Below are 25,518 nucleotides of genomic sequence, written 5' to 3'. Positions count from 1 at the left end.
GAGACTGAAACACCGGACAAAACAAATGCGCCTGTCGGTTGGTACCAGCAGGCGCACACCACGTTCATGGGAACCAAAACTGCAACTGCTTCGACTGTAGCACGGTGGCACGGGGGTTGACCGGGGATTTTCCCGCCCAGGAGATCACGTTTGGTGGCCTCGGAAACGGGGCAGCGGCGCCCCGCCGTAGCGGGGCGCCGCCTGTTCGTACCGACCCGGTCAGGGCCGGGTCAGGGCACCGTTCACACCGACCCGGTCGGCTCAGCGCCGGCCGGCCGGCTCCGGCATCCCGTGGGCGCCGGCCACCGGGGCCGGACCCTCGCCGTGGCCGTGGCCGTGGCCCGGGGCGTCCGCGTGGCCGGGCCACCAGGCGCGGTGGCCGAGCAGCGCGGTGAGCGCCGGGGTGAAGAACATCGCCATCACGAAGGCCGCCAGCACGATGCCGAAGGCCAGCGAGAAGCCGAGCTCCATGAAGAGGACGTTGCCCGCGAGCATGAAGGTCGCGAACGAGGCCGCCAGGATGAAGCCGGCCGCCGCGACGGTCGGGCCGCCGTGCTTGACGGCCTCGCTGGCCGCTTCGCGCGGGCTGCGGCCCTCGCGGGCCTCCTCGCGGAGGCGGGCGATGATCAGGATGTTGTAGTCCGTGCCGATCGCCACCACGAAGAGGTAGATGAAGATCGGCAGCATGAACATCAGGCCGGGCTCGCCCTTGACGTTCTGGAACAGCAGGGTGGTGGCACCGAGGGTGGCGCCGAAGCCGAGGCCGACCGAGGCCATCAGGTACCAGGGCGCGACCACGCTGCGCAGCTGGAGGCCCAGGATGATCATGATGAGCAGGGCCGCGATCGGGAAGACCAGCGTGTAGTCGTGCACCATCGCGGTGTTGATGTCCTTGTACACCGCGGTGATGCCGCCGACCAGGGCCTTGCTGCCGTCCGGGGCCGACGCGTGGGCGGTGTCCCGGACCTTCTCGATGGTGTCGATGGCCTTGTTGGAGGCCGGCGCGTCGTTGAGCAGGACGGTGAAGTCACCGGTGGTGCCGTCGGCGTTGACCGTCTTGGCCCCGGTGGACGGCGCGACGACGCTGGCCACCCCGGGGACGCCCTGGAGCTTCCCGGCGAAGTCCTTGATCGCCGAGTCGCTGAGCTTGGCGCCGTTGGTGCTGGTCAGGTAGACGTGGCTCGGGTCGGTGGCACCGGCCGAGAAGGCGGTCATCAGCTTGTCCTGGACGACCATCGACTCCTTGCCCTTGGGCATCGAGCTGCCGGCCAGGTCGTAGGTGCCGTTGTAGTTGATGCCGGCCAGGGCCAGCACCACCAGGACACCGCCCGAGGCCAGGGCGACCAGGCCGGGCTTCTTGCCGGTGATCCGGCCCAGCGCGGCGAAGCGGGCGTTCTTCGGCTCCTGCATCCACTTCTTGCCCGGCCAGAACACGCCCCTGGACGGGATGACGGCGAGCACGGCGGGAGCCAGGGTCAGCGAGACCAGAGCGGTCGCGACGACCGCGATGGCCAGCGCCGGGCCGAGCGCGGTGAACATGCCCAGGCTGGAGAGGACCAGCACGGCGAAGGCGACGGCGACGGCACCGGCGGCGGAGGCGATCGCCTCGCCGACCCGACCGACGGCGTTGGCCACGGCCGTCTTGCGGTCCTCGCCCAGGCGCAGCCGCTCGCGGTAGCGGAAGGCCAGGAAGAGGAAGTAGTCGGTGCCGACGCCGAGGACCACGATGATCAGGATCGCCGAGGTCATCGGGGAGGACTTCAGGTCGAATATGTCGATCGCGTGGGCGATCAGGCCGTTGGACACCGGCATGGCGATGGCCAGCGAGAGGATGACCGGCAGGATGCCGGCCAGGATGCTGCGGAAGATGACGCCGACGATCAGGATGACGAGCAGCAGGCTGCCGAGCATCACGATGGCGTCGGTGGCGCCAGAGGCGTCCTGCTGGTCCAGGCTGCTCGCGGCCTGGCCGCCGACCTGGAACTTCAGCCCGGAGCCGTCGGCGAGCTTGGAACCCTCGCTGCGGAGCTTCTTCGCGGCGTCGGTGAACTCCGTGGTCTGCATCTTGGTCTTGTCGATGCCGACCATGGACAGCGCGTACTTGCCGTCCTTGGACTTCGAGGCCTTGGGGTCGACGGGCAGGATCATCTCGACGGCGGGGATGTGCGCGTCGGTGAGGCCCTTGACGACCTTGTCCATCGTGGCCTGGTCGCCGTCGTTGAGCGCCTGGCCGTCGTTGCGCTCGAAGAGCAGCAGCGCGGAGGGGGTGAAGCTGGACGGGAAGGCCTGTCCCTGGAGCTGCGCCGCCTGGATGGACTCGTAGTGCTTGGGCAGGAACGCGGACTCGTCCGTCTGCGAGGTGACCTTCGGCGCCGACGCGACGATGGCGATCATCGCGACGACCCATGCGGCGATCACCCACCACGCACGGCGAACGACGAATTGTCCTAGTCGGTGGAACATGCTCGTGTGCCTCCTGGGCATGGTTCACCGCAGCCCTTGGGGGACGGGACGCTGGGCGACGGCAGGACCGGCGCGGGGAGTGCCGACGGCACTCCCTTGCCGGTCGGCAGGTAAGTAGGTTTGGGGCATCATCCTACGAGTACTTGCTTGCCGCCCGGCAAGGAGCCCCCGTGTGCTTCAACCCCCGTCGGGCCGCCCGAAGCGGCCCCGGCCCAGTCTCTCCCGGACGCACCCCTCCTGACCTCGTGCTCCGGGTGGAGTCATCTCCCCCTCAGGGTGGAGGAGCATCCCCTACCCCCCAGGAGGAGATCTCGGGGTCGGAGGGTAGGGAAAACCCCACCCGGGCCCCGAAGGAAGCACCAGGAAACGGCCACCCGCCAGCCGGATTACCCGTCAGGACCGGCTTCCCTACTGTCGATCGGGACGCCGGAGCGCAGCCGGCGCACCCCAGAGCGGCGGTCCCCCGACCCAGGGCCCCCGCCGCTCCCGTCCAGCGACGACCGCCGCTCTCCCAGGGGGGAAACCACCGTGAAGCCCGTGAAGTCCAGACTCGGCCTGGCGGCCGCGATGGGCGCCTGGAGCGCCCGGCACCGCAAGACCGCCGTGTTCGGCTGGCTGCTCTTCGTCGTCCTGGCCGCCGCGCTCGGCTCCGCCCACGGCAGCGTCAAGATAACCGACGCCGAGTCGGTCCCCGGACAGGTCTCCCGGGCCGCGCGGATCCTCGACGAGGCCGGGCTGAAGAGCCCGGCCGGCGAGACCGTCCTGGTCCAGAGCGCCACCCGCACCGCCGACGACCCGGAGTTCCGCACCGCCGTCGGCCAGGTGGTCGCCGCCGTGAACGGCACCGGCCGGGCCGCCGAGGTCCGCTCGCCGTACGACACCAAGGCGGTCTCCGCCGACGGCCACTCCGCACTGGTGACGCTGACCCTCAAGGGCGACCGCACCGAGGCCGCGGACCAGGTCCAGCCGGTGCTGGACGCGGTGGCCGGCGTGCAGAAGCAGCACCCGGACCTCACCGTCGTCCAGCTCGGCGACGCCAGCTCCGGCAAGTGGATGCGGGACCAGGTCGGGAACGACTTCGCGCGCGCCGAGTGGACGGCCGTGCCGCTCGCCCTCGGCATCCTGCTGGTCGCCTTCGGCGCGCTGGTCGCCGCCGTGCTGCCGGTGGTGCTCGCGCTCACCGCCTTCGTCGCGGCCGCCGGACTGGTCGCGCTCGGCAGCGGCTTCCTGCACACCAGCGGCGACGCCTCCTCGGTGATGCTGCTGGTCGGCCTCGCCGTCGGCGTCGACTACTGCCTCTTCTACCTGCGCCGCGAACGCGAGGAGCGGGCCGCCGGGCGCGACGCCGCCACCGCGCTGGCCGTGGCCGCCGCCACCAGCGGCCGGGCGGTGCTGGTCTCCGGCGTCACCGTGGTGGTCGCCATGGCCGGGATGTTCCTCACCGGGATCGCCACCTTCAAGGCGATGGCCTTCGCCACCATCCTGGTCGTGATCACCGCCGTGCTCGGCTCGCTCACCGTGCTGCCGGCGCTGCTGTCGATGCTCGGCGACCGGGTCGAGAAGGGCCGGGTGCCGTTCCTCGCCAAGCTGCGCCGCCCGGACGCCGCGCGGACCGGCGGACGGTTCTGGAACGCGGTGCTGACCCCGGTGCTGCGCCGCCCGCTGGCCGCCACCCTGCTCGCCGGCGCCTTCCTGCTGGCCCTGGCCGCGCCGCTGCTCACCATGCACACCGCCAAGCTGACCTTCCAGCAGCAGCTGCCCGCGGGCAACGCCCTGGTCGCCGCCTCGCAGAAGATCGAGGCCGCCTTCCCCGGCAGCCCCGCCCCCGCCACCGTCGTGATCAAGGCCGCCGACATCGACTCCCCCGCGATGACCGCCGCGATCGCCGACCTCAAGGCGAAGGCCCTGGCGAGCGGGCGGATGCACGGACCGGTGGAGGTCACGGTGCACGCCGACAGGAACGTCGCCACCGTCGACATCCCGCTCAACGGCACCGGCAACGACGCCACCAGCAACGACGCCCTGAGGGCCCTGCGCGAGGAGCTGGTGCCCGCCACCGTCCTCACGGTGCCCGGCACCGAGGCCCCGGTCACCGGCGACACCGCCGGGTCGTACGACTTCAACCGGAAGATGGGCGACTCGATGCCGCTGGTCTTCGGCTTCGTGGTCGTCCTCGCCTTCCTGCTGATGCTCACCACCTTCCGCTCCCCGGTCGTCGCGGCCACCGCCGTGGTGCTCAACCTGCTCTCGGTCGGCGCCGCGTACGGCGTGCTGACGCTGGTCTTCCAGCACGGCGTGGGCGCCTCGCTGCTGGGCACCGCCGGGGTCGGCGCGGTGGAGTCCTGGGTGCCGCTGTTCCTCTTCGTGATCCTCTTCGGGCTCTCGATGGACTACCACGTGTTCGTGGTCTCCCGGATCAAGGAGGGCCACGACCGCGGCCTGCCGACCCGGGCCGCGATCGCCGACGGCATCCGCTCCACGGCCGGGGTGGTCACCAGCGCCGCGGTGATCATGGTGGCGGTGTTCTCGGTCTTCGGCTCGCTGTCCATGCAGGTGATGAAGCAGATGGGCGTCGGCCTCGCGGTCGCGGTGCTGATCGACGCCACGGTGATCCGCGGGGTGCTGCTGCCCTCGGTGATGACCCTGCTGGGCGACCGCAACTGGTACCTGCCGCGCTGGCTGAACTGGCTGCCGGACCTCTCGCACGGCGAGCCCGTCCAGCCGGCCGGCGCCGACCGGGGCCTGCCCGCCCAGTCGGCCGGGCCGGCGGAGGGGGCCCGCCACCGCCGGGCCGGGGTCTGAGCCTCCCCGGCCTCCCCGACCCGTTCGACCTGTCCGACCTGTCCGACCCGTTCGACCTGTCCGACCCGTCCGGCTTGTCCCACCCGCCCGACGCGTCCGGTGCCGGGCCCCGCAGCGCGCGGGGCCCGGCGTCCGTGCGTCATGATGATCACCGTCCGGGGTCCCCCGGATGAACGTCGGCGGAATGGGAACCCCAGTCATGATCCCCTTCGACGAGGGCCGCGCCCGGCTGCTCCTCGCCCAGGCCTGCGAGTCGGCCGGGCTGGCCGCCCCCGACGGGGCCACACTGCTCGCGCTCGGCGAGAACGCCGTCTTCGACCTCGGCGACCCGGCCGTGGTCGCCAAGGTCGGCCGCGGTCCCGAGCTGTACGACCGGGCGCACCGGGAGCTGGCGCTCGCCCACTGGCTGGCCGGCCAGGACGTGCCGGTGGTCCGCCCGTACGACGCGGTGGCGCCCGAGCCGCAGCTGGCCGACGGCCACCCCGTCACCTTCTGGCACCGGCTCGCGCCCGCCGTCCGGCCCGCCCGCCCGGTCGACCTCGCCCCGCTGCTGCGCGCCCTGCACCAGCTGCCGCCGCCGCCCTTCACCCTCGGCCGGCGCGACCTGCTGGCCCCGGTCGAGCGCTGGCTGGCCTCCGCCGAGGGCCACGTCGACCCGGCGGACGTCGCCTTCCTGCGCCACCGCCGCAACGCCTTCGAGGCCGCCCTGCCCGACCTCGTCCCGCGGCTGCACCCCGGGGTGATCCACGGCGACGCGCTGCCGCGCAACATCCACGTCGGCCCGGACGGGCCGGTGCTGCTCGACCTGGAGTTCATGGCGAACGACCTGCGCGAGCACGACCTGGTGGTCCTCGCGCTCAGCCAGGACCGGTACGGCGTGCCCGCCGAGGAGTACCGCGCGTTCACCGAGGCGTACGGCTGGGACGTGCGCGAGTGGCCGGGCTTCACGGTGCTGCGCGGCGCCCGGGAGACGGCCAGTGCCTCCTGGGTGGCGCAGCAGGCGGCCAGCAACCCGGCCGCGCTGAAGGAGTTCCGGCGCCGGGTCGACTCGCTGCGGGACGGGGCCACCGAGGTGCGCTGGTACCCGTTCTGACGGGCGCCTCCGGTACCCGCGGCGGCGCGGGGCCGCCACCGGGGCGAGTGTGAGAAGACTCTTACGGCGGTTCGGTCCGGTCGGCAACCGGTGCACGTACGATCGGCGTCCTATCGGACAGTCATCCTGACCCGAGAGATCGGCACCGTACTCGCACCTCAGGAGCCGCCGCCATGCACCGGACCGCCCGCCGCCCCTCCGCCCCGAACCGACTGTCCCGATCCCGGCGCCGGCTGCTCGCGGGCTGTGCCGCGGTGGCCGCCGCCCTGGGGCTGGCCGCGTGCGGGACCGCCAGCGGGGCGCTCCAGCCGCCGAGCGCGGCGGCGACCACCGGGACGGCGTCCCCGGCCGACGCCCGGCCGAGCGGGACGGCGGCGACCGCCCTCACGCCGACCCCCGGCTCCGACGCCGTGCCGCCGGGCGCGGGCTCCCCGGCCGCCTCCCCCTCCTCCCCGTCGGCGCCGGCCAAGCCGCACCCGACCGCGGCCACCGGCACCCCCCTCTCCGCCACGCCCACCGCACCGGCCACCCCGACCGCACCGGCCGCCGACCCGTCCTCGCCCGCCGCGCCGCCCCCGCACACCGGGGCGGGCACCGTGATCGGCTCCACCGCCTCCGGTGGGCGCACCGTCGCGCTCACCTTCGACGACGGCCCCGGCCCGGCCACCGGCCAGATCCTCGACCTGCTGGCCCAGTACCACGCCAAGGCCACTTTCTGCCAGATCGGCCAGAACGCCGCCGCCAACCCCGCCATGGTCAAGCGGATCCTGGCCGCCGGGCACCGGCTCTGCGACCACAGCGTCCACCACCCGCAGCCCTTCGCCAAGCTCCCCCACGACAAGGCCGCGTACGAGATCACCGCCGCCCGGAACATGATCCTCCAGGCGGGCGGCCCCGGCACCGAGGTCGGCTGGTTCCGCGCCCCGGGCGGCGGCTTCAACGCCGACAACGAGCACATCACCGCGAGCCTCGGGATGTCCTCGCTCGGCTGGTCCGTCGACCCGCGCGACTGGGCCCGCCCGGGGACGCCGGCGATCGTCTCGGCCGTGCAGAAGCAGCTCAAGCCCGGCGGCGTGGTCCTGATGCACGACGGGGGCGGCGACCGCAGCCAGACCGTGGCCGCGCTCAAGCAGCTGCTGCCCTGGCTGGTCGCCCAGGGCTACACCTTCGACTTCCCTGCCGCGTAGGGCCGTCGGGGCCCGCCGCCGCGGAGTTTCCCCCTCGTTCACCGACCGGACGGCGGGCGCGCGTACCGCCCGCCCCGGCCGTCGCACTAGCCTCCGGGCATGACTGCCGGTCCCCCGTCGAGCAAGCAACTCCCTTACCTGGAACCGCGCCTGGGCTTCGGCCGGGCGGTCGCGGCGCTGCTCCTGCTGGCGCTGTGCGCGCTGGCCGGCCGGCTGTTCGCGGCCGGGGTGGTCGCCTACCGGGAGCCGGAGACCTGCACCCAGCAGCTCTGCCTCGGCTCGGCCGCCACCCAGGCGTACTGGGCCGGCGCCCTGTTCTGCTGGCTGACCGGCATGCTGGCGGCGGGCCGGGTCGGCCGCTCCCCCGGAGCCGGGGCCCCGAACCGGCTTCCCCCCGGCGGCGTGCTGTTCCTCGCCCTGCTGCTCGGGCCGCTCGGCGCGGCCTTCGGCCCCGGCGGACCGTACCGGCCCGCCCTGCCCGCCCTCGTGATCCTGGCAGCGCTCACCCTGCCGCTGGTCGTCCACTCCGAGTCCCGGCTCCGCGCGCAGCACCGCGCGTACCGCGCCGCCCGGACGGTCGCCGACCGGCTCGCCGCCCACGGGGTGAGCACCGCCGGCACCGTCACCGCCGTCCAACCCGGCGAGCCCAGCGGCTACGCCCAGCCCCAGTTCCGGCTCACCGTCGGCTACACGACCCCCGACGGCGTCCAGCGCAGCCTGGTCTGCGCGATCCGCATCCAGGCCTACCTCGCGCCGAGGGTCGGACAGCTGATGACCGTCCGCTACGACCCGCTCGCACCGGACACCGCCGAGGCCGCCATCGTGCCCCCGCCGGAGGGTGTCCGACCGCGGGCCTAGGTGTTCCGTCCCGTGAGGTCGGGGACGCGGCCGGCGGGCCTCACCGGGCGGGCCAGCGCGGGTCGACCACCGCCTGCGGGTCCTTGCCGCGGCGCAGCCAGGCCTGGAGGCCCTCGGCCCACTGCCGGTACCAGTCGATCTGCCGGCGGTGCAGTTCCGCGAGCGGCACCGCCCCCACCTCGGCCGGGTAGCGCCCGGCCAGCGCGACGGCGACCCGGACGGCGGCCAGCGCGTCGCTGCCCGCCTCGTGGGCGTCCGTCAGCTCCACCCCGTACAGCTCGCAGACCCGTTGCAGGGTGCGCGAGCCCTTGCGGTACTTGTCCACGGCCCGGTCGATCACCAGCGCGTCCAGCACCGGCCCGACCGGCCGCCCCAGGCGCTCGGCGAGCGTCGCCAGCCCGTGCCGGCGCAGCTCGGCGTCGAGCAGCGACAGGTCGAACGGCGCGTTGAACGCCACGACCGGCCGCCCGGCGGCGATCCGCTCGCACAGCGCGGCGGCTATCTCCTCCACCGCCTCCTTCGCCGGCCTGCCCTTGCTCCGCGCCACCTCGTCACCGATCCCGTGGATCGCCTCCGCCTCGGCGGGTATCGGCACCCCCGGGTCGATCAGCCAGTGCGCGGCGTCCACCCGGGCGGCCCCGACGGTGTCCACGAGCGCGGCCGTGACGATGCGGTCCACGGCCGGGTCGGTGCCCGTGGTCTCCAGGTCGAAGCCGACCAGTGGCTGCTGCCACCAGCTCATCAGGTGTGTCCTTCCGTCCTGCCTCTCGAAACAGCCCCTATCATCACCCGCCCCACCGACAACCCGTCCCGCGGGGAGCCGTGGGCGCGGCCCGCCGGGCGGCCCGCCGCGCCGGTCCGGGAGGCCTCCGGGAGGCTCCGGGAGGGGCAACCGCCCGACCCCGTAGGGCTGTTGGGCGGCGCGCTAGCGGGGCCGGGCGGGGAGGGCGAGGCGGGTGGGGAGGACGCTGGAGGCGACGGCGAGCAGCAGGCACAGGAGGGTGCTCGCGGCGAGCGGGGTCCAGGGCAGGCGGAGGGGGACGGCGGCCTGGCCGGCCAGGACGCGGTGGTCGAGCAGCGCGGTGGTGCCGTACTGGGTGAGCGCGGTGACGGCGAGGGCGAGCAGGGCGGCGGTGGCGACGACCAGGACGGCCTCCAGGGCGACCATCCACGTCACCTGGCGGCGCACCGTCCCGGCCAGCCGCAGGACGGCGAAGTCGCGGCGGCGGTCGGCGGTGCTCATCACCATGGTGTTGACGATGGCGATCAGCGCGTAGAGCAGGGCGGGCCCGAGGATCGTGGTGGTGGCGATCCAGGCGTAGTGGGCGCCGGGGTCGGGTCCGGGGTCGCGGGCGTCGGTGAGGGTGCCGCCGAGCCGGTCGGCCGGTTCGGCGTCGAGGTGGACGGCGGCGGGGCGGGCGTCGGCGAGGTGGCCGGCGGTGGCCTCGCCGCTGAGCAGGACCTCGTCCAGGCCGAGCTGGGTGCGGTAGACCAGGGCGAGCCGCAGGCTGGTGACGGTGCCGTCGGCGAGGCGCAGGTTGACCTGGTCGCCGAGCTTCCAGCCGTGGCCGCGGGCCTGGTCGGTGGAGGCGGCGAGGGTGGCGCCGTGCAGGTCGGCGGCGCTGCCGTCGACGGCGGGCAGGGTCCAGGCGGTGGCGAGGTCGCCGTCGACGACGGTGGCGGCGGAGGGCACGCTCGCGGGCGAGTCCTCGCCGTGGTCGTCGAAGTCGGCGGTGGCGGCGCCGAGGCCGGTGACCACGGTGGCGGTGGTGGCGGTGGCGTGCAGGTCGGGCCGGGCGGCGGTGAGCCGGCGGGCGGCGTCGGCGGGCAGCGGGGCGGCGGCGGGGCGCAGCACGTACCGGGCGGCGGTGGTGGCCCGGTTCTGGGCGGTCATGGCGTCGGCGAAGGCGGCGGTGGAGCCGATCACGGTGCCGGTGAGCGCGATGGTGAGGAAGGCCGGGGTGGCGGTGGAGACGGTGCGGCGCACGGCGGTGAGGGCGTTCTGCCGGGCGAGCAGCGGGGCGGCGGCGACGGCCCGGGTGAGCGGGGCGCTGAGCAGCCGCAGCAGCGGCGGTACGACGGCCGGTGCGAACAGGGCGAGCGCGGTGATGGCGAGCAGGTCGGCGCCGAGGACCCACTGGGAGGCGAGTTGCGGGTCGGCGGGCTGGTCGCCGGGGGCGGCGGGCAGGGTGGGCGCGGCCAGGTAGTAGCCGACGGTGGCGGCCAGGGCGGTCAGGCCGAGCAGCGCGCCGGTCCAGCGCAGCGGGGTCATGACCCGGCGGTCGGCGGCGGCGTCGCCGAGCGCCTCGACGGCGCGCACCCGGCCGGCCCGCAGGGCGGCGGTGACGGCGCCGAGCAGGGCGACGAGCAGGCCGACGGCGGCGGCGAGCAGCATCGGCCCGGCGGCGGGGCGCGCGGTGAACCCGTCGGGGGCGGCGCCGCGGGCGGCCAGCCAGGCGGCGAGGGCGGGGGCGCCGGGCAGCGAGAGCAGGCAGCCGCTGACGGCGGCGGCGAGGGCGACGACGGCGGCCTCGCCGGTGATCAGCTGGACGATCTGCCGCGGTGTGGCGCCGACGGCGCGCAGCATCGCGATCTCCTGGCGGCGCTGGGCGACGGCGAAGGCGAAGGTTCCGGCGACGACGAAGACCGCGACGAAGGCGGCCATCGCGGCGGTGAACTGGAGCACCTTGTGCAGGGAGGGCGCGCCGAGCGGGGAGTCGTCGCCGGCGGTCTCGTTCAGCAGGCTGCCGGTGGTGGCGACGAGCAGGACGCCGAGGGTGAGGGCGACGTAGGAGCCGGCGAAGGCGGCCTTGCGGCGGCGCAGGCTCGCGGCGGCGACGGGCAGCAGGGTGAGCGGTGAGGTCATGCCGCCGTCTCCAGGGCGGTCATCCGCTCGGCGACCTGCTGGGCGGTGGGGCGGGACAGGTCGTCGACGATCCGGCCGTCGGCGAGGAAGAGGACGCGGTCGGCGTAGCCGGCGGCGACGGGGTCGTGGGTGACCATGACGGTGCTCTGGCCCTCGCGGTCGACGAGGTCGCGCAGCAGGGCGAGGACGTCCCGGCTGCTGGCGGAGTCGAGGGCGCCGGTCGGCTCGTCGGCGAACAGCATCCGGGGCCGGGTGATCAGGGCGCGGGCGATGGCGACGCGCTGCTGCTGGCCGCCGGAGAGCTGGGAGGGCAGGTGTCCGGTGCGCTCGCCAAGGCCGACCTGGGCGAGGGCCCGGCGCACCTGCGCGGGGTCGGGTCGGCGGCCGGCCAGCCGCAGCGGCAGGCCGACGTTCTGTTCGGCGGTGAGCGAGCCGACCAGGTTGAAGGCCTGGAAGACGAAGCCGATCCGTTCGCGGCGCAGCACCGTCAGTTCGGTCTCGCCCATCCCGGAGAGGTCGGTCCCGTCCAGGGTGACCCGGCCGCTGTCGGGCCGGTCGAGGCCGGCGCAGCACTGCAGCAGGGTGCTCTTGCCGGAGCCGGAGGGGCCCATGACGGCGGTGAACCCGCCGCGGGCGAACTCGACGTCCACCCCTCTGAGTGCCCGTACGGCCTCCGGCCCGGTTCCGTAGGTGCGGTGTACGTCGTCGAGGCGCAGTACGGCCCCGCTCTCCCCCGTGATCTTCACGGGGGCTACACCTACCACGGGGGTCACGGCCCTGACCAGGGCGTTTGGGGGAATCGTTATGCCGCCAGTTACGCCGTCGGCTACGCCGCCAGTTACACCGTCAGCCGCCGTGCCCCGGCGTGGACTTCGGCGCGGGCTTCGGCTTCGCGGACTCCGGTCCCGCCGACGGGGCGGTGCAGGTGGACGTCGACCGGGTCCTCGTGGACGACGGTGAAGCCGTGGCGTTCGTACAGCCGCTGGGCGGCGCTGCCGCGGAGGACGACGAGGCGAAACGGTTCTCCGGCGGCGTCGGCCTCGGCGAGGAGGTGGCGCAGGACGGCGGTGCCCAGGCCCCGGCCCTGGAGGTGCGGGGCCAGGTAGAACAGCTCCAGGTGGCGTCCGCCCCGCTCGTCGGGGCGGACGGTGACGCAGCCCGCGAAGGCCCGGTCGACCAGGAGCACGGAGGTGTACCTGGTCGAGAAGGACGCCCGCACCCGCTCGCGGGAGCGGGCCGGGTCCCAGCGGCCGAGGCGTTCCAGGTCGGCGCGCATGACCCGGGCCTTGAGGTCCGTGACGGGTTCGAGGTCGTCGGGGGTGGCGGGGCGCAGGCTCCAGGCGGGGTCGCTGTTCACGGCCCGCAGTCTGGCAGCCGCGCCGCCGCCCCGACCAGCCGCCTCGGGCAAGGGCGCGGCCTAGGAGACGGACCGGGAGTCGGCCCAGATGCCCTCGAACTCCTCGCGGTAGACCTCCAGCAGTCCGGGCTCGGTGCCGCCGGGCTGCTGGCCGGCGCCGCCGCGCAGCACCAGGGCCGGGGACTCCATGCCGCGGGCGCGGCGCAGGTAGGGCTGGATGACGCCGAGGTCGCGGCCCTGGCGGCGGCCGCCCGCCTGGCCGGGCGTGCGGGGGCCCTCGACCAGGTAGGCGGTGAAGCGCGGGGTCTCGTCGAAGACCCGGATCTCGAAGCCGCCCTGGTCCCGCAGCCGGGCCCGGACCCGCCGTACGTGCATGATGTTCATCTCGATGGAGCGGGACAACTCGCTGCGCCCGAGGCCGAGTTCGCGTTCGCGGCGGCGGACGGCGCTGCTCGCCGGGTTGAGGAAGAGCAGCCGGACCCGGCAGCCTTCGCCGGCGAGGCGCACCAGGCGCTTGCCGGTGTAGTTCTGGCAGAGCATGCCGAGGCCGATGCCGAGCGCGTCCAGGCGCCGGGCGCCGTCCAGCAGGTCCTCGACGGGCAGGTCGCGCTGGAGCCGGACCCGGTCGGCGTGGACGGCGACGACGTCCGCGTACCGGCCGGCCACCAGGGACTCGACGACGTCGGCGGGCACCCCGCCGGCGCCGCCGTCCAGGACGGCCAGCAGCCGGGCGGCGGCGCGTTCGGTCTGGGCCAGCACGGTCTGGGTGAGCACCCGGTTGCGGGAGACCACGTGCCGGGCCACCTCCAGTTCGTCCAGCGCCAGTTCGATCTCGCGCCGGTCGGCGAGGTACGGCTCGAAGCAGGGCCAGTGCTGCACCATCAGTTCGCGCAGCTGGGGCAGGGTGAGGAAGACCAGCGGGTCGTCGTCGGCGGGGTCGAGCAGGTAGCCCTTGCGGCGGCTGACCTCGCGCACGGCGCCGGCCCGGTGCGCCCACTCCTCGCCGGCCGGGCCGGCGGCGGCGGTGACCCAGTCCTCGCCGTGGGCGGGGGCGTAGATCGGGTGCAGCACCTCGTCGACGAGGGCGCGCAGCCGCTGTTCGACCAGGTTGAGCCAGACGTAGGCGCGGCCGGACAGCCGGACCCGCTGGTAGGCGTCCTCCCACTCGGCGGCCGACCAGGCCAGGGCGGGTATCTCGACGGGGCCGCTCTGGGCGGGCACCAGGGCCCGGCCGGTCAGGGTGGGGCGCATGACCACCGTGGGCGCCTCGCTGCGGGCCGCGCCCCGGCCGGGCCCGTCGGGCCCGGTGCCGCGGCCGCCGGCGGGGAACACCATGCGCCACCTCATCTGGTCGCCGCACCGACCCCCGCGGGCGCGGGGACCGTTGACGGGCTGTCGGGAGTCGGCCCAGGCGGCCGGACGATCAAGGGTACTGCCCGTCGCGAGCCGCCCGCAGCCGGATGCCCGGGGGCTCTCCCGCACCACCGGGAGCACTCTTCACACGAATGCCCGACGGGCGCTCGTTCGGCCCAACCCGGGCCGGATCTCCCGGACGCCGGGGGAGGGCTCGGGGAGTATGCGCTGTGCCGCGCGTCACGGCGACTGTGCTGTGCGTCACGGCGCACGCTTGCGCACATGCCCGGCCGTCCGGCCGGGAAGAGAGCGTCCGGGTCCGGGCGGACGGCCGGGCCATTCATCGGACTACACGTCAGTTTCCGTCGGCAGCAAGGAAGTTGAGGAGTCATGCAGGTCTGGCCCGGTACTCCCTACCCGCTCGGCGCCACCTACGACGGGGCCGGCGTCAACTTCGCGGTGTTCTCCGAGAGCGCCGACCGGATCGAGCTGTGCCTGATCGCCGAGGACGGCTCCGAGACGGCCGTCGAGCTGCGCGAGACGGACGCCTTCGTCCGGCACGCCTACCTCCCGGGCATCCAGCCCGGCCAGCGCTACGGCTTCCGCGTGCACGGCCCGTACAACCCGGGCCTGGGCCAGCGGCACAACAGCGCCAAGCTGCTCCTGGACCCGTACGCCAAGGCGATGAGCGGGCACATCGACTGGGACGAGTCGGTCTACGGCTACCACTTCGGCGCCCCCGAGCGCCGCAACGACCTCGACTCCGCCCCGCACACCATGCACTCGGTGGTCATCAACCCGTACTTCGACTGGGGCACCGACCGCCCGCCGCGCACCGACTACCACCGCACCGTCATCTACGAGGCCCACGTCAAGGGCCTCACCCGGCTGCACCCGGGCATCCCCGAGGAGATCCGCGGGACGTACGCGGGCCTGGCCCACCCGGCGGTGATCGAGCACCTGGCCAAGCTCGGCGTCACCGCGATCGAGCTGATGCCGGTGCACCAGTTCGTCCGCGACCACCGGCTGCGGGACCTGGGCCTGGCCAACTACTGGGGCTACAACACCGTCGGCTTCTTCGCCCCGCACTCCTCCTACTCCTCCACCGGCGACCGCGGCCAGCAGGTGCAGGAGTTCAAGTCCATGGTCAAGGCGCTGCACGCGGCCGGGATCGAGGTGATCCTGGACGTCGTCTACAACCACACCGCCGAGGGCAACCACCTGGGGCCGACACTGTCGCTGCGCGGCCTGGACAACGTCTCCTACTACCGCCTCGCCCGGGACCAGCGCTTCTACGAGGACACCACCGGCACCGGCAACAGCCTGCTGATGCGCAGCCCGCACGTGCTCCAGCTGATCATGGACTCGCTGCGCTACTGGGTCACCGAGATGCACGTCGACGGCTTCCGCTTCGACCTCGCCGCCACCCTCGCCCGGCAGTTCCACGAGGTGGACCGGCTCTCCTCCTTCTTCGACCTGGTCCAGCAGGACCCGGTGGTCTCCCAGGCCAAGCTGATCGCCGAGCCCTGGGACCTCGGCGAGGGCGGCTACCAGGTGGGCAACTTCCCCCCGCTGTGGACGGAGTGGAACGGCATGTACCGGGACACCGTGCGGGACCTGTGGCGCGGCGAGACCGCCGCCCTCGCCGAGTTCGGCTCCCGGCTCACCGGCTCCTCCGACCTCTACCAGGACGACGGCCGCCGACCGATCGCCTCGATCAACTTCGTGACCTGCCACGACGGTTTCACCCTGCGCGACCTGGTCTCGTACAACGAGAAGCACAACCAGGCCAACGGCGAGGAGAACCGGGACGGCGAGTCCTTCAACCGCTCCTGGAACTGCGGCGTCGAGGGCCCCTCCGCCGACCCGGCCGTCGAGGAGCTGCGGGCGCGCCAGCAGCGCAACCTCATCGCCACCCTGATGCTCTCCCAGGGCGTGCCGATGCTCTCGCACGGCGACGAGCTCGGCCGCACCCAGCTGGGCAACAACAACGCCTACTGCCAGGACAACGAGCTCACCTGGGTGCACTGGCCGCAGGACGACGGGCCGCAGGCGCGGCTGCTGGAGTTCACCCAGGGGATGATCTGGCTGCGCCGCGACCACCCGGTGTTCCGGCGGCGGCGGTTCTTCCACGGCCGGCCGGTGTCCGGGCGGCCGGGGGCGGCCGGGCCCGCCTCCGCCGTACTGGGCCGGGGCGGGCACGGCCCCGGCGCGCAAGGCCCGGGCGGGCCGGCCGTCGGCGGGTTCGACGACCTCACCGACATCGCCTGGTTCACCCCGGCCGGCGAGGAGATGACCAAGCGCAACTGGGGCGCCAGCTACGCCAAGTCGCTGACCGTCTTCCTCAACGGCTACGCGATCTCCGAACCGGACCGGCGCGGCGGGCGGATCGTCGACGACTCCTTCCTGCTGCTGTTCAACGCCCACTTCGAGCCGCTGGAGTTCACCGTGCCCGCCGACCACGGGCAGGAGTGGCAGGTCGTGGTCGACACCGCCCGGTCCCGGCTGCCCGCCCCGGGGACGGGCGCCCGGGTCAAGGCCGGGGACTCCCTCTGGCTCACCGACCGCTCGCTGATGGTGCTGCAACGGCCCGCGTAGCACGGTGACGGCGGCCCCGGACCGGCTCGTACGGGGGCGCGTGAGGCCGTCGGACGGCCGGGGCGGTCACCTGTTCGGGTCAGCAGCGGGTCTTGGCGGCGGCCTCCCCCGGGTACCTATGGAGCTATGACCCCCGCCGCCGAGCCCGCGCAGCCCCGCCCGGCCGCCGCCGTCCCCTCGTCGTCGTACCGCCTCCAGCTCCAGCCCGGCTTCACCCTCCGCGACGCCACCGCCGCCGTCCCCTACCTGGCCGCCCTCGGCGTCTCCCACCTGCACCTCTCCCCGCTGCTGGAGGCCGTCCCCGGCTCCACCCACGGCTACGACACCGTCGACCACACCCGGATCAGCGAGCAGCTCGGCGGCGAACCGGCGCTGCGCGCGCTGGCCGCCGAGGCGCACCGCCACGGCCTGCGCCTGATCGCCGACGTGGTGCCCAACCACATGGCCGTGCCCGCCCCCGAACGGCTCAACCGGCCGCTGTGGCAGGTGCTGCGCGACGGGCCCGACTCGCCGTACGCGCACTGGTTCGACATCGACTGGACCGCCCAGCCGGGCCCCGCCGACGCCCCCGGGCGCGGACGGGTGCTGCTGCCGTTGCTCGGCGACCGGCTCGGCGCCGTGCTGGACCGGCTCACCGTGGACGGCGACACCCTGCGCTACCACGAGCACGAGCTGCCGCTGCGCCCCGGCACTTCCGGGCTCCCGCTGGAGGGGCTGCTCGCCCGCCAGTGGTACCGGCTCGCCTGGTGGCGCCTGGCCCGCACCGAGCTCAACTACCGGCGCTTCTTCACCGTCAACGAGCTGATCGCGCTGCGCGCCGAGGACCCGGAGGTGTTCGCCGCCACCCACGCCGTCCTGCTCGCCCTGCACGCCGACGGCGTCCTGGACGGCTTCCGGATCGACCACCCGGACGGGCTCGCCGACCCGCGCGGCTACCTGCGGCGTCTGGCCGACGCCACCGGCGGCGCGTACGTGGTGGTCGAGAAGATCCTCACCGGCGAGGAGCGGCTGCCCGAGGACTGGCCGGTGGCCGGCACCACCGGTTACGACGCGCTGCGCCGGATCGACGGCGTGCTCCTCGACCACGCGGGCGCCTGCCGGCTGGCCGGGGCGTACGAGTCCTTCCTGCACGGCGGCCCGGTCCGGGACCTCTGCGCGGACCCGCACCCCGCGGTCGCCGAGGCCCGGCGCGGGCGGGCCGACATGACCGGGCCGGACGGCGAACTCGCCGCCGAGGTCGAGCGGCTGGTCCGGATCGCGCTGCGGATCGGCGCCGCCGAGCCCGCGCACGCCGACCACGCGCCGGGGCAGCTGCGCGCGGCGCTCGGCCGGCTGCTCACCGGCTACCCGGCGTACCGGCCGTACGCCCGGCCCGGCGAGGCCGTCCCGGCCGCCTCGGCGCGGCAGCTGCGGGCCGCCCTGGACGACTCCGCCGACCCGACCGACCGGCTGGTGGCCGCGCTCGCGCTCGGGGAGCTGGGCCGCGGCGCGGACAAGGACGAGTTCTGCGCGCGCTTCGCCCAGACCGCCGCCGCAGTGGCCGCCAAGGGCGTCGAGGACACCGCCTTCTACCGCTGGAACGCCCTGCCCGGCCTCAACGAGGTCGGCGGCGAGCCGGCCCGGCCCGGACTGCACCCGGCGGAGTTCCACGACTGGTGCCGCGCCCAGGAGCGCACCTGGCCGCACGGCATGACGGTGCTCTCCACCCACGACACCAAGCGCAGCGCCGACGCCCGGGCCCGGCTCGCCGTGCTCGCCGAGCGGCCGGACGCCTGGGCCGCCGAGGTCGACGCCTGGTCCACCGCGGCGGGCCCCGCCGCGCCCGGCCTCGACCGGGACGCCGACTGGCTGCTCTGGCACACCCTGGTCGCCGCCTGGCCGATCGACCCGGACCGGCTGGCCGCCGCCCTGCTCAAGGCCGTCCGCGAGGCCAAGCTGCACACCTCCTGGACCACCCCCGCCCCCCGCTACGAGCGGGCCCTGGAGCAGCGCGCCCGCTCCGTCCACGGCAACCCCGGACTGCTCCCCCGGGTCGAGGGCGCCGTGCACGCCCTCGCCCCGTACGCCCGCGCCAACACCCTGGCCGCCGCGCTGCTGCACCTCACCGTGCCGGGCGTGCCGGACCTCTACCAGGGCGGCGAGGAGCCGCTGTACACCCTGGTGGACCCGGACAACCGGGGCGTGGTGGACCTCGGCGCGCTGGCCGTGCGGCTCACCGACGCGGCCGCGCCGCGCCCCGGCGACCTCGCCCGGGAGAAGCTGCACCTCACCGCCACCGCGCTGCACCTGCGCCGCTCCCGGCCGCTCGGCTCCTACCGCCCGCTGCCCGCCGCCGGCCCGGCCGCCGACCACCTGCTGGCCTTCGCCCGGGGCGCGGACGTGGTCACCGCCGTCACCCGGCTGCCGTACGGGCTGGAGCGGGCCGGCGGCTGGCGCGACACCGTGCTGGAGCTGCCGGCGGGCGGGCCGTGGACGGACGAGCTGACCGGGCGGGGCTTCCCGGCGGGCGCGGTGCCGGCCGCGGAGCTGCTGACGGCGCTGCCGGTGGCGCTGCTGACGAGGAGGGGCTGATGCCGGTCTACCAGGTGTGGGCGCCCCGCGCCGCCACCCGGGTACGGGTCGAAGTCGACGGCACGGCCCACGAGTTGGCCCGCCGCCCGGACCGGGACGGCTGGTGGTCCGGCGAGGCCCCGGCGGGCGACTACGCCTTCCGGCTGGACGACGGCCCGCCGCTGCCCGATCCGCGCTCGGCCCGGCAGCCGTACGGCCCGGACGGGCCCAGCCGCGCCGTGGACCACGCCGGGTTCCGCTGGTCGCGGACCGGCTGGCACGGCCGGGCACTGCCCGGCGCGGTGCTGTACGAGCTGCACGTGGGCACCTTCACCCCCCGCGGCACCTTCGAGGCCGCCGCCGAACACCTGGACCACCTGGTCGAGTTGGGCGTGGACTTCGTCGAGCTGATGCCGGTCTGCCCGTTCCCCGGCAAGCACGGCTGGGGCTACGACGGGGTCTCGCCCTGGGCCGTCCACGAGCCCTACGGCGGGCCCGAGGGGCTCAAGCGCTTCGTCGACGCCGCCCACCGCAAGGGCCTCGGGGTGGTGCTGGACGTCGTCCACAACCACCTCGGCCCGTCGGGCAACTACCTTCCCGCGTACGGGCCGTACTTCACCGACCGGCACCACACCCCGTGGGGCGCGGCGGTCAACCTGGACGCGCCCGGCTCGGACGAGGTGCGCGCCTACCTGATCGGCAGCGCGCTGGCCTGGCTGCGCGACTACCGGATCGACGGGCTGCGGCTGGACGCCGTGCACGCCCTCGCGGACGACCGGGCCGTCCACTTCCTGGAGGAACTCTCCACCGAGGTAGGGAAGTTGGCGGCTGCCACCAACCGGCCGCTGTTCCTGGTCGCCGAGTCCGACCGCAACAACCCGGCCACCACCACCCCGCGCGAGGCGGGCGGGCAGGGCCTCACCGCCCAGTGGAGCGACGACTTCCACCACGCCCTGCACTGCGCGCTCACCGGCGAATCCCACGGCTACTACCGGGACTTCGCCCGCGAGCCGCTCGCCGCCCTCGCCCGGACGCTCACCCGGGGGTTCTTCCACGACGGCACCTGGTCCTCCTTCCGCGGCCGTACCCACGGGCGCCCGTTCACCCCGCTCGACGCGGGCCACCGGCTGCTCGGCTACCTCCAGACCCACGACCAGGTCGGCAACCGGGCGCTCGGCGACCGCGTCTCGGCCGGCCTCTCCCCCGGCCGGCTCGCCTGCGGCGCGGCCCTGGTGCTCACCTCTCCGTTCACCCCGATGCTCTTCATGGGCGAGGAGTGGGGCGCCGCCACCCCCTGGCAGTACTTCACCGACCACACCGACCCGGACCTCGCCGAGGCCGTCCGACAGGGCCGGCGGCGGGAGTTCGCCGAGCACGGCTGGGCCGCCGAGGCCGTCCCCGACCCGCAGGAACCCGCCACCGTACTGCGCTCGGTCCTCGACTGGACCGAGCTCCGGCGCGCCCCGCACAGCGAACTCCTGGCCTGGTACCGGCAGTTGATCCGGCTGCGGCGCGAGCGGCCGGAACTGTCCGACCCCGACCTCGGCGCGGTGCGGGTGACGTACGACGAGGCGGCGGGCCTGCTCGTGGTGCACCGGGGGCCGTACCGGATCGCCGTCAACCTCGGGCCGCGGGAGGCCGCACTGCCGCTGGGGGCCGCCGGGCGCGAGGTGGTCGCGGCCTTCGGGGCGGCGGAACTGGAGGGGACGGCGGTGCGGGTGGCGGCGGACGCGGTGGCGATCGTGCTGACCTGAGCCGTCGGCCGACCCGACCGGCTCACCCGGCCGGCTACCAGAGGAAGGTGCCGATCCGCTCCCGCAGCGACGGGGCGTCCAGGCCGTAGGCGGCCAGGTGCTCCTCGATCGAGCCGTAGTGCCGGTGCTCCTCGCGCGGCACGCCCAGGCCCAGCACCCGGTGCGGGCGGTCGGCGAGCGCCGCGTGCGCCTCGTTGGCGGAGGTGCCCGCCAGGTACGGCTCGACCAGCACCACGTCCGCCCGGTCGCCGAGCGCCGCGCGCAGCCCGGCGGCATCGAAGGGGCGCACGGTCGCCGCGTACAGCACGGTGACGTCCAGGCCCCCGGTGGCCGCGAGCACCGCGTCGAGCATCGGCCCGACGGCGAGCACCACGCCGCGCGAGCCCGTCCGGACGGTGGCGAAGCGGCCCGGCTCGACCGGCACCGCGGCCGCGTTCTGGTGCCCCGAGAGCCGCACGTAGACGTTGCGGTCGCCGTCCGCGTAGGCGTGGCGCAGCAGCCGCTCGGCCTCGTCCGGGTGGCCGGGGACGTGGACCGTCCAGTCCGGCAGGGTGTCCAGCAGGGCGACGTCGCCCGGGGACATGTGGGTACGGCCGCCGGCCGGCCAGTCGTACGAGCCCGCCGCGCTCACCAGCACGGCGCCGACGCCCTGGTGGACGAGGTCCAGCTTGACCTGCTCGAAGGGCCGCTCGATCAGGAAGCTGGCGAAGGTGTGGGCGATCGGGCGCATCCCGGTGAGGGCCAGGCCGCCGGCCGCGCCGACCAGCAGCTGCTCGCGGATGCCGACGTTGACGACCCGGTCGGGGTGGCGCTCCTGGGCCGGGGCGAAGGCGGCCGCGGTGATGTCGGCGAGCACCACGGCCAGCCGGGGGTCCTCGTCCAGCAGGCGGGTGGTGACGTCCACGAAGCGGTCGCGCATGGTGTCCATCGGTGAAGTGCCTTTCGTTACTGGGGTGGTCGGCGGTCGGTGGTCGGGTCCGGCGGGGGCGGGCCGCCCGCTCAGGAGTCCTTGGGCTCGACCCGGGCGACCACCACGTGCGGGCGGCCCGGGTGCTCGGCGGTGTAGGCGCGGTGCAGCGCCTCGTGGTCGCGGCCGTCCACCGTCGCGGTCGACCAGCCCTCGGCCGCGAACCGCTGGGCAAGGCCGCCCTGCCAGCCGTGCGTGGCCGAGGAGTTGTCGATCACCACCACGTGCAGCCGGTCCAGTCCGTACGCCCCGGCGAAGGCCACCGCCTCGGCGTTGGAGCCCTCGTCGAACTCCGCGTCGCCGACCAGCACCCACACCGCCGGGTCGGTCAGGCCCTGCGCCCGCAGCCCGAGCGCGGTGCCGACGGCCAGCGGCAGGCCGTGCCCGAGCGAGCCGGAGGCGATCTCCACGCCGGGGACCAGCGTGCGGTCCGGGTGGTGGCCGAGCGGCGAGTCGTAGCCGCCGAAGCTCGGCAGCACCTCCGGGGAGATGAAGCCCTTGGCCGCCAGCACCGCGTAGTAGGCCATCGGGCCGTGGCCCTTGGAGAGCAGGAAGCGGTCCCGGTCCTGGGCCTCGGCGGTGGCGGGGGTGACCCGCAGCACCCGGTCGTACAGCACCCAGAGCGCGTCCAGGGTGGAGGTGGCGGCGGGGCCGTGCTTCTCGTCGCCGGTCATCAGGCCCATCAGGGCCGAAAGGTCCTCGAACCGGGCCCCGGTGGCGGTGCCCGCAGTCGCGTTCGTCGTCATGACCACGATGGTGCAACTTAAAGCCAGCTTGAGGTCAAGCGGTTACAGTGGGCTCCCATGACCGCCCATTCCGACGGCCGTCGGACCCCCGGCCCGCACCACACCGACCTGCTCACCATCGGCCAACTCGCCGACCGCAGCGGCCTCGCCCCCTCCGCGCTGCGCTACTACGAGAGCCTCGACCTGATCCAGGCCACCCGCACCACCGGCGGCCAGCGCCGCTACACCCGCGGCACGCTGCGCCGGATCGCCTTCATCCGCGCCGCCCAGCGGGTCGGCCTCTCCCTGGACGAGGCCCGGGTCGCCCTCGACCGCCTCCCCGAACGCCCGGCCCCCAGCGGCACCGAGTGGGACCGGGTCGCCGGGTCCTGGCAGAGCCGGATCGACGAGCAGATCGCCGAACTGGAGCGGCTGAAGGCCAAGCTCACCGGCTGCATCGGCTGCGGCTGCCTCTCGCTGACCCGCTGCGCCCTCTACAACGCCGCCGACCGCGCCGGCGAGGCCGGCCCCGGCGCCCGCTACCTGCTCACCCGCGACCCGGACACCGGGCCCGAGCCGGTCCCGCCGGCCGTCGAGACCTGCGGCACCCGCCGGAGCGGGCGCTGACCACGGGAGCGGGCGCTGACCGCCGGAGCCGGTGCTGACCGCCGGAGCGGGCGCTGAAAAGCCTTTGCGCTGCGGGCGCCCGCCTGCTTACGGTGCCGCCGTGCTGCCCTTGGTGCTGACGGACGAGGAGTGGGACGCGGTCGTCCTCGACGAGACGGTGATGCGCCCCGGCGCGGAGGCGCTCTGCGCCCGGCTGGGCCTCGCCGGCCTACCCCTGGAGCGGTTCCCGGAAGGCTCCGTCCCGGTGTACGCGGTCGGCGACGCGCTCGTACTCAAGCTGTTCCCGGCGGCCGGCGCCCGGGACGGCATCGTCGAGGAGCGCGTGCTCACCCAACTGGACGGCGCCCTGCCGATCCCCACCCCGACCCTCCACCAGGCCGGCGAGGACGCCAACGGCTGGCGCTACCTCCTGATGTCCCGGCTGCCCGGGCAGGGCCTCGCACTCGCCTGGCCGCGCATCCCGCGGCCCGACCGCGAACGGATCGCCCGCCGCTGCGGCGAGGCGCTCGCCGCCCTGCACGTCCTCGACCCCGAACCGCTCGCCGACACCCTCGGTCCCGGCGACTGGCCGGCCTTCCTCGCGCGCCAACGGGCGGGCGCGGTGGACCGCCAGCGCGAGCGCGGGCTGGCCGAGGAGTGGCTGGAGCAGATCCCGGACTTCCTCGCCGCCGCCCCGCTCCCCACCGCCCCCGGCCGCGCACTGCTGCACACCGAGTTCATGCGCGAGCACCTGCTCACCGACCCGGCCGACGACTGGCGCCTCACCGGCCTGCTCGACTTCGAGCCCGCGATGATCGGCGACCCGGCCTACGACCTGGTCGCCGTCGGCCTCTTCACCACCCGGGCCGACCCGCACCTGCTCGGCCACCTGCTGGACGCCTACGGCCGCGCCGTCGACCCGCGCCTGCTGATGGCGTACACGCTGCTCCACGTCTACAGCAACCTGCCGTGGTACCTCCGGGAGTTGAAGCCCTCGGCGCGGACGCTGGACGCCCTCGCCGAGGAGTGGTTCGGGGTTTCCTAGGGACGTTTTGCGACGCGGGTCAGGGACGCGGGTCGGTGCGCAGCAGGCTGTACCGGACGACGTCGCGCCACTCGCCGCCGCGGAAGGTCACCGCGCGCTGCACGCCCTCCCGGGTGAAGCCGAGCTTCTCCAGCACGCGCTGCTCCGCCAGGTTGCCCGCCTCGGTGTCCGCCTCCAGCCGCATCACCGGCGAGTGCGCGAACAGGTAGTCCACCAGCAGCCGTTGGGCCCGGGTACCGATCCCCCGCCCGCGCGCCCCCGGCACCAGCTGCACACCCAGGCTCCAGTACGGGGCGGACGGCCGCACCCCGCTGCGGTTGGCGGCGACGAAGCCGCCGAACCCGCCGTCGACGACGACCGCGAGCATCACCTGCTCGTCCTCCAGCAGCCCGCTCGCCGCCCAGCGACGACGGTGCCGCTGCGGGTCCCGCCAGCCGTACCACTGGAATTCACCCAGCGCCTGCGGATCGTTCACCAGCTCCTCGAGGGCGCCGAGGTCGGCCTCGACCATCGGGCGCAGGGTGACGCTTTCTTCGCTCATGTCGGCGTCAACGCAGGATCCGGTGGCACCGGTTCCTCATTCCGCCGGAAATTCCGCGCGCCTGCCCCGCGCCCATCCCATCGCCTCGCGATTCACCGCGCCGGGCACGACGTCGGCGCCGCCTTCACAGGACGATCGAGCGGGCGAGCCGGAATCCGACGTCGTCGATCCGCAGGGTCGGGTGGCTGCGGCGGCGGACGGAGGCGCGGCAGCTCCAGTGCTCGTCGAACCAGCCGCCGCCGCGCAGGACGCGGTAGTCGCCGTACACCTCGGGGTCGTAGCGCTCCCAGCACCACTCCCAGACGTTGCCGAGCAGGTCGTACAACCCGTAGGCGTTGGGGAGCAGTTCGCCCACCGGGTGCGGCCGCTCGTCCGAATTGCCGCGGTGCCAGGCGATCTCGTCCAGCGGGCCGTAGCGCGGGCCGTCCGTACCGGCGCGGCAGGCGTGCTCCCACTCGGCCTCGGTGGGCAGCCGGTAGCCGCCGGCGGCGCGGTCCCAGGAGACCTCCTCGCCGTCCACCCGGTAGGCGGGGGCGAGGCCTTCGCGCCGGGAGAGTTCGTTGCAGTAGTGGACGGCGTCGAACCAGGAGACGCTGTGCGCGGGCCGCCGGTCGCCGCCCACCCCCTCGTACTGCTCACGGGTCACCGGACAGGCCGCCAGCTCGTACGCGGCCACGTCGACGGCCCAACTGCGCTGGGTACGACGGTCGGAGAGGGTGACGCGGCCGGCCGGAACGGTGATCATCCACCGAT

The 25,518-nt window shown here is 74.7% G+C and carries 19 protein-coding genes; 9 read left to right on the top strand and 10 right to left on the bottom strand.

Features of this window, described 5'->3' with window-relative positions; all coding sequences use genetic code 11:
* Window positions 1-261: 261 nt before the first annotated feature.
* Window positions 262-2,394, bottom strand: a complete 2,133-nt coding sequence (locus ACLWS4_RS05785) for an MMPL family transporter (protein WP_416873508.1) — start codon at window positions 2,392-2,394, stop codon at window positions 262-264.
* 636 nt (window positions 2,395-3,030) lie between these two features.
* Between ACLWS4_RS05785 and ACLWS4_RS05780 the strand changes: the two genes are divergently transcribed.
* From ACLWS4_RS05780 to ACLWS4_RS05765, 4 genes are all read left to right on the top strand, one after another.
* Complete coding sequence (locus tag ACLWS4_RS05780) at window positions 3,031-5,265, top strand: MMPL family transporter (protein WP_416873559.1); 2,235 nt, start codon at window positions 3,031-3,033, stop codon at window positions 5,263-5,265.
* Between the two features lie 184 nt (window positions 5,266-5,449).
* The gene (locus ACLWS4_RS05775) at window positions 5,450-6,358 is read left to right on the top strand and encodes a phosphotransferase enzyme family protein (RefSeq protein ID WP_241852726.1); all 909 of its coding nucleotides are present in this window, start codon (window positions 5,450-5,452) and stop codon (window positions 6,356-6,358) included.
* A 173-nt stretch (window positions 6,359-6,531) separates the two neighbouring features.
* Window positions 6,532-7,545 (top strand): polysaccharide deacetylase family protein, encoded by a 1,014-nt coding sequence (locus ACLWS4_RS05770; protein ID WP_416873507.1) that lies wholly within the window; start codon window positions 6,532-6,534, stop codon window positions 7,543-7,545.
* Window positions 7,546-7,644: 99 nt separating this feature from the next.
* Window positions 7,645-8,403, top strand: a complete 759-nt coding sequence (locus ACLWS4_RS05765; protein WP_416873506.1) for a DUF3592 domain-containing protein — start codon at window positions 7,645-7,647, stop codon at window positions 8,401-8,403.
* A gap of 40 nt (window positions 8,404-8,443) precedes the next feature.
* On the opposite strand, the gene ACLWS4_RS05760 is transcribed toward ACLWS4_RS05765, so the two are convergent.
* The 5 genes from ACLWS4_RS05760 to ACLWS4_RS05740 form a co-directional block, all read right to left on the bottom strand.
* Window positions 8,444-9,145: an exonuclease domain-containing protein gene (locus ACLWS4_RS05760; protein WP_049659490.1), complete on the bottom strand. Its 702-nt coding sequence runs from the start codon at window positions 9,143-9,145 to the stop codon at window positions 8,444-8,446.
* A gap of 183 nt (window positions 9,146-9,328) precedes the next feature.
* Entirely contained in the window at window positions 9,329-11,269 is a 1,941-nt protein-coding gene (locus ACLWS4_RS05755; protein WP_416873505.1) for an FtsX-like permease family protein, read from the bottom strand.
* A complete protein-coding gene (locus ACLWS4_RS05750; protein ID WP_416873558.1) occupies window positions 11,266-12,009 on the bottom strand; it encodes an ABC transporter ATP-binding protein in 744 nt (247 codons plus the stop codon). The genes ACLWS4_RS05755 and ACLWS4_RS05750 overlap by 4 nt, the downstream gene beginning before the upstream one ends.
* Before the next feature lie 98 nt (window positions 12,010-12,107).
* Complete coding sequence (locus ACLWS4_RS05745; protein ID WP_416873504.1) at window positions 12,108-12,626, bottom strand: GNAT family N-acetyltransferase; 519 nt, start codon at window positions 12,624-12,626, stop codon at window positions 12,108-12,110.
* A 60-nt stretch (window positions 12,627-12,686) separates the two neighbouring features.
* Window positions 12,687-13,961: an SAV2148 family HEPN domain-containing protein gene (locus ACLWS4_RS05740; protein ID WP_063780326.1), complete on the bottom strand. Its 1,275-nt coding sequence runs from the start codon at window positions 13,959-13,961 to the stop codon at window positions 12,687-12,689.
* Window positions 13,962-14,369: 408 nt separating this feature from the next.
* Here ACLWS4_RS05740 and glgX point away from each other — a divergent pair, with 408 nt between their 5' ends.
* From glgX to treZ, 3 genes are all read left to right on the top strand, one after another.
* Complete coding sequence (gene glgX / locus ACLWS4_RS05735; protein ID WP_416873503.1) at window positions 14,370-16,577, top strand: glycogen debranching protein GlgX; 2,208 nt, start codon at window positions 14,370-14,372, stop codon at window positions 16,575-16,577.
* 126 nt (window positions 16,578-16,703) lie between these two features.
* A complete protein-coding gene (gene treY / locus ACLWS4_RS05730; protein WP_416873502.1) occupies window positions 16,704-19,148 on the top strand; it encodes a malto-oligosyltrehalose synthase in 2,445 nt (814 codons plus the stop codon).
* Complete coding sequence (treZ, locus tag ACLWS4_RS05725; RefSeq protein WP_416873501.1) at window positions 19,148-20,881, top strand: malto-oligosyltrehalose trehalohydrolase; 1,734 nt, start codon at window positions 19,148-19,150, stop codon at window positions 20,879-20,881. Before treY ends, treZ begins: the two co-directional genes overlap by 1 nt.
* Window positions 20,882-20,915: 34 nt before the next feature.
* Here treZ and ACLWS4_RS05720 read toward each other — a convergent pair whose 3' ends face one another.
* A complete protein-coding gene (locus tag ACLWS4_RS05720) occupies window positions 20,916-21,809 on the bottom strand; it encodes a transketolase family protein (protein WP_049654926.1) in 894 nt (297 codons plus the stop codon).
* Between the two features lie 71 nt (window positions 21,810-21,880).
* Entirely contained in the window at window positions 21,881-22,594 is a 714-nt protein-coding gene (locus ACLWS4_RS05715) for a thiamine pyrophosphate-dependent enzyme (protein WP_049654931.1), read from the bottom strand.
* A 57-nt stretch (window positions 22,595-22,651) separates the two neighbouring features.
* Between ACLWS4_RS05715 and soxR the strand changes: the two genes are divergently transcribed.
* Both soxR and ACLWS4_RS05705 read left to right on the top strand, forming a co-directional pair.
* Window positions 22,652-23,200, top strand: coding sequence for a redox-sensitive transcriptional activator SoxR (gene soxR, locus ACLWS4_RS05710; protein ID WP_074000993.1), 549 nt, complete (start codon window positions 22,652-22,654; stop codon window positions 23,198-23,200).
* Between the two features lie 100 nt (window positions 23,201-23,300).
* Window positions 23,301-24,224 (top strand): phosphotransferase family protein, encoded by a 924-nt coding sequence (locus tag ACLWS4_RS05705; protein WP_416873500.1) that lies wholly within the window; start codon window positions 23,301-23,303, stop codon window positions 24,222-24,224.
* Window positions 24,225-24,243: 19 nt separating this feature from the next.
* Here ACLWS4_RS05705 and ACLWS4_RS05700 read toward each other — a convergent pair whose 3' ends face one another.
* Window positions 24,244-24,765, bottom strand: coding sequence for a GNAT family N-acetyltransferase (locus tag ACLWS4_RS05700; protein WP_074000991.1), 522 nt, complete (start codon window positions 24,763-24,765; stop codon window positions 24,244-24,246).
* Between the two features lie 124 nt (window positions 24,766-24,889).
* Complete coding sequence (locus ACLWS4_RS05695; protein ID WP_416873499.1) at window positions 24,890-25,510, bottom strand: formylglycine-generating enzyme family protein; 621 nt, start codon at window positions 25,508-25,510, stop codon at window positions 24,890-24,892.
* Between the last annotated feature and the right edge of the window lie 8 nt (window positions 25,511-25,518).

The sequence above is a fragment of the Kitasatospora sp. SC0581 genome (genome assembly GCF_048159585.1).
Lineage (GTDB): Bacteria > Actinomycetota > Actinomycetes > Streptomycetales > Streptomycetaceae > Kitasatospora.
The sequence above is the reverse complement of the archived record's forward strand: the minus strand, read 5'-3'. Positions and strand labels throughout refer to the sequence as shown.

What these genes read in the sequence shown, in the direction of transcription:
- ACLWS4_RS05760 (WP_049659490.1), bottom strand. Translation starts at nt 9,145, where the DNA reads ATGAGCTGGTGGCAGCAGCCACTGGTCGGCTTCGACCTGGAGACCACG.
- treZ (WP_416873501.1), top strand. Translation starts at nt 19,148, where the DNA reads ATGCCGGTCTACCAGGTGTGGGCGCCCCGCGCCGCCACCCGGGTACGG.
- ACLWS4_RS05720 (WP_049654926.1), bottom strand. Translation starts at nt 21,809, where the DNA reads ATGGACACCATGCGCGACCGCTTCGTGGACGTCACCACCCGCCTGCTG.
- ACLWS4_RS05775 (WP_241852726.1), top strand. Translation starts at nt 5,450, where the DNA reads ATGGGAACCCCAGTCATGATCCCCTTCGACGAGGGCCGCGCCCGGCTG.
- ACLWS4_RS05765 (WP_416873506.1), top strand. Translation starts at nt 7,645, where the DNA reads ATGACTGCCGGTCCCCCGTCGAGCAAGCAACTCCCTTACCTGGAACCG.
- ACLWS4_RS05780 (WP_416873559.1), top strand. Translation starts at nt 3,031, where the DNA reads ATGGGCGCCTGGAGCGCCCGGCACCGCAAGACCGCCGTGTTCGGCTGG.
- ACLWS4_RS05715 (WP_049654931.1), bottom strand. Translation starts at nt 22,594, where the DNA reads ATGACGACGAACGCGACTGCGGGCACCGCCACCGGGGCCCGGTTCGAG.
- soxR (WP_074000993.1), top strand. Translation starts at nt 22,652, where the DNA reads ATGACCGCCCATTCCGACGGCCGTCGGACCCCCGGCCCGCACCACACC.
- ACLWS4_RS05740 (WP_063780326.1), bottom strand. Translation starts at nt 13,961, where the DNA reads ATGGTGTTCCCCGCCGGCGGCCGCGGCACCGGGCCCGACGGGCCCGGC.
- ACLWS4_RS05785 (WP_416873508.1), bottom strand. Translation starts at nt 2,394, where the DNA reads ATGATCGCCATCGTCGCGTCGGCGCCGAAGGTCACCTCGCAGACGGAC.
- ACLWS4_RS05695 (WP_416873499.1), bottom strand. Translation starts at nt 25,510, where the DNA reads ATGATCACCGTTCCGGCCGGCCGCGTCACCCTCTCCGACCGTCGTACC.
- ACLWS4_RS05700 (WP_074000991.1), bottom strand. Translation starts at nt 24,765, where the DNA reads ATGAGCGAAGAAAGCGTCACCCTGCGCCCGATGGTCGAGGCCGACCTC.
- treY (WP_416873502.1), top strand. Translation starts at nt 16,704, where the DNA reads ATGACCCCCGCCGCCGAGCCCGCGCAGCCCCGCCCGGCCGCCGCCGTC.
- ACLWS4_RS05755 (WP_416873505.1), bottom strand. Translation starts at nt 11,269, where the DNA reads ATGACCTCACCGCTCACCCTGCTGCCCGTCGCCGCCGCGAGCCTGCGC.
- glgX (WP_416873503.1), top strand. Translation starts at nt 14,370, where the DNA reads ATGCAGGTCTGGCCCGGTACTCCCTACCCGCTCGGCGCCACCTACGAC.
- ACLWS4_RS05770 (WP_416873507.1), top strand. Translation starts at nt 6,532, where the DNA reads ATGCACCGGACCGCCCGCCGCCCCTCCGCCCCGAACCGACTGTCCCGA.